Below are 4543 nucleotides of genomic sequence, written 5' to 3' on the forward strand. Positions count from 1 at the left end.
CCCCCTGCCCCCCTCTTCCGGTTCGTTCAGACCCCCGCCAGCGTGGTGACGACGGAAATGGCGACCAGCATCAGGGAGACCCCCATGATGGTCCACACGACGCCGCCGACCCCGTCCGCGGCGATCTCGGACCGCCCCAGCTTCCCGACCGCCATCTTCGCGGCGGAGTAGAGGATGCCGATGACCCCGAGGACGACGATCACCCCCTGCGCCAGCCCGAGGAACCGTTCGATCGGGTCCGCGTCGGACTGGCCGCTCCACCGGCCCCACTCGGGCAGCTGTGGCACGGGGTCCCACCGCACCTCGGCCGGGAGCAGCGCGCCCAGCTGGACGGCGTCCGCCGCCGAGGGCAGGAGCGCGGCGAGCGTCATCCGCCCGCCACGTCGGCGACCGTCCGGATGACCGGAATGGCGACGAGCATCAGGGAGATGCCCATGATCGTCCAGACCAGTCCGCCGACGCCGTCGGCGGCGAGGTCGGACCGGCCGAACTTGCCGATCGCCATCTTGCCCGCGGCGAAGAGGATGCCGATGATCCCGATCACGACGATGATGCCCTGACCCCAGTTGATGATCTGCTGGATGGGGTTGGCGCTGCCGTTGAAGCCCGGAAGCTCCGGGTTGTTCGACCAGTCGAAGCTGTCCATGGGGAGGACGGCCATGTGGCTGGCCACATCGCTCGCGGCGTACAGAAATCCGTCCATGCGTATCAGTTCTCCTCACCCTGAGGCCTGGCGCGCCAGGGTCTCGCTCGCCGCGCTGTGGCACGCGTTCCTGATCTCGTCCAGAGTCCGTTGCGCCCTCTTGGGCAGTCTCACCTGACCCGCGTCGGCTGCGTCCACGTAGCGCAGACCCGCGACGAAGGGGAACCGGACCAGGTGTCCGACCCGGTCCCGCACCAGGCGCAGCCGCGCCGAGGACTCGGGGGGCTCGGGACCGGCGCCGTCCGCCACCGCCACCAGGGCCGCCGCCCGCAGACCGTTGCGCTCCAGGACGTCGATGACCTCCGCGGCCCGTGCCGTCGAGGCGACGCTGTTGCCGCAGACGAGGACCAGGGGACGGCCGAAGGCGCCGATCGCGCCCCTGTCGGACGAGTAGGCGCCCAGGTCCCAGGGCGTGTCCAGCAGCACCCGGAGCGTGGTGGTGCCCGCGCCTCCGTGGCAGCCGAGCACGACCATCTCCCTGGCCCAGTCCGGCAGCGCCCCGTCCGGCGGCGCCCCGGCCGACGGGCCGTGCCCGTCGCCCGTGTCGGTCCGTCGCCTCCTCATGGCTTCCCCTCGTCCGCGTCGTGAGAGCGCCGGTTCCCTGCGGGGAACCGCGCGGTTCCTGGTCCCCACCGCTTCCGGGGCCGGACGTCGCGCACGGCCGGGCCCTCGGGGGCCGGCTCCTCCGCCTTCCGCCCGCCGGGCGCCCAGGGCCTTTCCGCGCGCCGTGGGGAAGCCGCGAACACGCGGGAGGAAGGGTGGCGCTGCCTGGCCGGGGCGGGGGTCGAACAGCAGGCTATATATACCGTGTCGCGCCGAATCCGACCAGGTGACCGCTCCCATGCCGACTACTTTGAGTCATCTTGTGGCCCGAGGGGAATCTGAAAAGCGAATAAACCCTTGATGTTCTCGCTGACTCAGGAGAACCGCGCGGCTCTCCTGCGTCATAACTCATGCTCAATGGCCGTTCGGTGCTCCGGCGTCCATTCGGGACCTTCGGCTTTTGCGTGACCGGCCTTCACGGATGGTTATCCGAAACGTTATGAACTATCACTCTTCGTGGTTTTCATGTTTTTCCTGTCCCTATTGCGCCGCCGATATTCCTGCGGGTATGGATGGGTGATTCCTGTCCACGTTCCCTGCTAGTGGGTGCCCATGATCAGAACAGCGGGTCCTTCATGAGCGACTTCGCCGGCGGTTCGCGGGAGAAGACGATCGTGTTCGCGATCGTGGGAGGCCTGGTCGTCGCCCTCCTGTTCCTGGGGTTCCAGCTCCTCCCGGGATCGGGCGGCGGGGAGGACCCTCCCGTCTCCTCGCCGGGCGGGAACGGGGAGCCCTCCGCGGCCGGTGCCGGGGACCTCGGCGACGTCATGTCCCTGATGCCGTACTCGGAGGAGCAGCTCCGGAGCGGAGCCGAGACCGCGCGGGACTTCGTCGCGGCCTACAGCGAGGTCGTCCCCGACGAGAGCGGGGACGAGCGCCTCGACCGCCTCTCCCCGATGATCTCGGAGGAGTTCTTCGGCACCGTGGAGGACCTCGTCCTCGGCGCCCCGAACAGCGCGACCGCGCGGAACCCCCAGCCGACCAGCGCGTCGGCGACGGTCACGGGGATCCGCAACGTCGGCACCGGGTCGGTCATCTACGAGGTGGAGGCGCGCTTCCTGACCGACGCCGGGGACGACGGGGGGAACGAGCCCGTGGCGTACGCGGTCACCGTGGTGCCCGAGGGTGAGGGCTGGGCCGTCTACGCCTTCCAGGGCGCGGCCCTCGGAAACGTCGGGGAGGCCGGATGAGCGGCGTCCGCTCCGTCTCCGACGCCGCGGCGCGCCTGCGGTCGCGGGTGCGCGGACTCCTCCTGCCCCGGCGCGGGCGCGACGGCGACCGGGGCGCCGCGAGCGGGGCCGCGCGCGTGGGCGGGGGCGTCACGGCGCTCGCGGTCATGGGCGGCATCGCCTACGCCGCCACCATGTGCGGCCCGGGCGGCGGCGCCACGGCGAGCGGCTTCGGCGGATCGGACTCGTCGACGGGTGTGGTCCAGGCGTCCGCGTCGTCGTCGCGCGAGACGATCACCATCAGCTCCCACGGCGAACAGGGCTCCTCCACCAAGACCGTCCGGGTGGACGTCCCCGAGAACGTCCTGCGGGCGCACCGCACCGCCGCCGAGGCCTACGGCCTGCCCTGGGAGCTCCTCGCCGCGGTCGGCGCGATCGAGACCCAGAACGGCGCCTACGTCTCCACGGACCCGAACTGGCACTCCGGCCTGAACGAGGGCGAGCGCAACCCCTACGGCGCGGCCGGGATCGTCCAGTTCGGCGTGCAGGACCCGCGGACGGGGCAGGTCGGCGGCCGGCTCGGCAGCGCGGGCAACGCCTGGGGAGGCAAGCCCAAGGAACCGGTCGCGGACCGCCGCTGGCACTACGACGTGGGCGAGATGCCCGCCAACCCGCGTTACTTCGGCATCGACGGCAACGACGACGGGATGGTCAACGTCTGGGACCCGTGGGACAACATCACCTCGGGGGCCTTCCGGCTCGCCTACTACGCCCAGCAGGCCCGGGACAACGGATCCGCCTCCGTCTGCGGGAGCGGACGGGGGGACCTGAGCCCCATCGAGTGCACGGTCTACAGGCACAACCCCGCCAGGTGGTACGTCGCTCAGGTCCTGGAGGTGGCCGAGTACTACCGGGGTTCCGGCATCGCCCCGACCTCGCCCTCCCTCACCGTCCAGGCCGCGTCCTTCGGCGGCGGCGGCCAGGACTGCGAGGAGCAGGGGGGCGGGGCCTCCCGGGCCGCGTTCCTGGGCGACGTCAGCGACAGGCACCGGAGCGTGGTGCAGTTCGCCAGGGACCAGATCGGCAAACCCTACGTGTGGTCCGCGACGGGGCCCGACGCCTACGACTGCTCGGGCCTGGTCATGGCCGCGTGGAACTCCGTGGGCGTCACGATCCCCCGGACCACCTTCGCCCAGTGGCAGGACGGGGACCCCGCCTCATCCTGGGACGGGGCGCAGGTCGGCGTGGTGGCGAACGGGGCCCTCGACGTCGGCGAGCTGCAGGCGGGCGACCTGCTCTACTTCCACTACGCCGGGCAGTCCCCGTCCCACATGGGGATGTACACCGGTGACGGCATGATGATCCACGCACCGGCGACGGGCAAGACCATCACCGAGGTGTCGATCGAGACCGAGCACTACCGGTCGGTCTTCGTGGGGGCGATCCGGATCGATCCGGGATCGTCCGGCGACGAGCCGGAGAGCATGATGGCGTGACCGCCCGACCCCGCTACACCACACACGAACCGAAAGGACGGCCCGTCATGGCTCTCCCACTCGCACTCCTCGGGGGCACAGCGCTCCGCGCAGCCGGACAGAGAGCCCTGACCTTCATCGGTCAACGCGGGGGCGCCTGGCTCGCGTCGAAGGGCGGCTGGAAGGGCCTGGGCAAGGGGGTGCTCCTGGGCGGCCTCAAGCTCGGCGCCAAAGTCGGCCTCAAGGGACTCTCGGGCCTCGGGAACATGGCCTTCGGCGCGGGCGGGGCCGTCCTGGGCGCCGCTGGCGCCGCCATCGGCGGTGCCACCGGACTGCTGAGCACGCTGGCCGGGGTCTTCGAGTCCGGCGGAGCCGCGCAGTCCACGGGCTCCAGCGGCCTCATCGCGAGGATGGAGCAGAGACAGGCGGCCGCCGGGACCGCCTGAGGCCCGAGCCTCGCACCGCTTCCCCCGGGAGCGGCCCGTCCCGTCGGTGCCCGCGCGCGGCCCCGCCGCGGCCACGGTATCTTCGCACCGGTGAGCGCCTGCCCCGCGCGCTCCCGCCGATCCCCCTCCCCGCCCGTCGGCGACGAC

General features: G+C 71.7%; 6 protein-coding genes. 3 read left to right on the forward strand and 3 right to left on the reverse strand.

Annotated elements, in window-relative coordinates; genetic code table 11:
- Positions 1–26: 26 nt before the first annotated feature.
- From DQW06_RS16090 to DQW06_RS16100, 3 genes are read right to left on the reverse strand one after another with little or no spacing between them, the layout of a single operon-like run.
- On the reverse strand, positions 27–371 hold the full coding sequence (locus tag DQW06_RS16090; protein WP_019609295.1) for a hypothetical protein: 345 nt from the start codon (positions 369–371) through the stop codon (positions 27–29).
- Complete coding sequence (locus DQW06_RS16095) at positions 368–703, reverse strand: hypothetical protein (protein ID WP_019609296.1); 336 nt, start codon at positions 701–703, stop codon at positions 368–370. Before DQW06_RS16095 ends, DQW06_RS16090 begins: the two co-directional genes overlap by 4 nt.
- A gap of 15 nt (positions 704–718) precedes the next feature.
- Positions 719–1267: a hypothetical protein gene (locus DQW06_RS16100; protein WP_117198830.1), complete on the reverse strand. Its 549-nt coding sequence runs from the start codon at positions 1265–1267 to the stop codon at positions 719–721.
- 614 nt (positions 1268–1881) lie between these two features.
- Here DQW06_RS16100 and DQW06_RS16105 point away from each other — a divergent pair.
- The 3 genes from DQW06_RS16105 to DQW06_RS16115 are packed head-to-tail and all read left to right on the forward strand — an operon-like array spanning position 1882 to position 4396.
- Complete coding sequence (locus DQW06_RS16105; RefSeq protein WP_117198831.1) at positions 1882–2496, forward strand: hypothetical protein; 615 nt, start codon at positions 1882–1884, stop codon at positions 2494–2496.
- Positions 2493–3971, forward strand: coding sequence for a bifunctional lysozyme/C40 family peptidase (locus DQW06_RS16110; RefSeq protein WP_117198832.1), 1479 nt, complete (start codon positions 2493–2495; stop codon positions 3969–3971). Before DQW06_RS16105 ends, DQW06_RS16110 begins: the two co-directional genes overlap by 4 nt.
- Before the next feature lie 47 nt (positions 3972–4018).
- Positions 4019–4396 carry a hypothetical protein gene (locus DQW06_RS16115; RefSeq protein WP_013156517.1) on the forward strand — a complete coding sequence of 126 codons (378 nt, stop codon included), beginning with the start codon at positions 4019–4021 and terminating at the stop codon, positions 4394–4396.
- Positions 4397–4543: the final 147 nt, after the last annotated feature.

Origin of the sequence: Nocardiopsis sp. TNDT3 (assembly GCF_003427465.1) — a bacterium.
Taxonomy (GTDB): Bacteria; Actinomycetota; Actinomycetes; order Streptosporangiales; family Streptosporangiaceae; genus Nocardiopsis; species Nocardiopsis dassonvillei.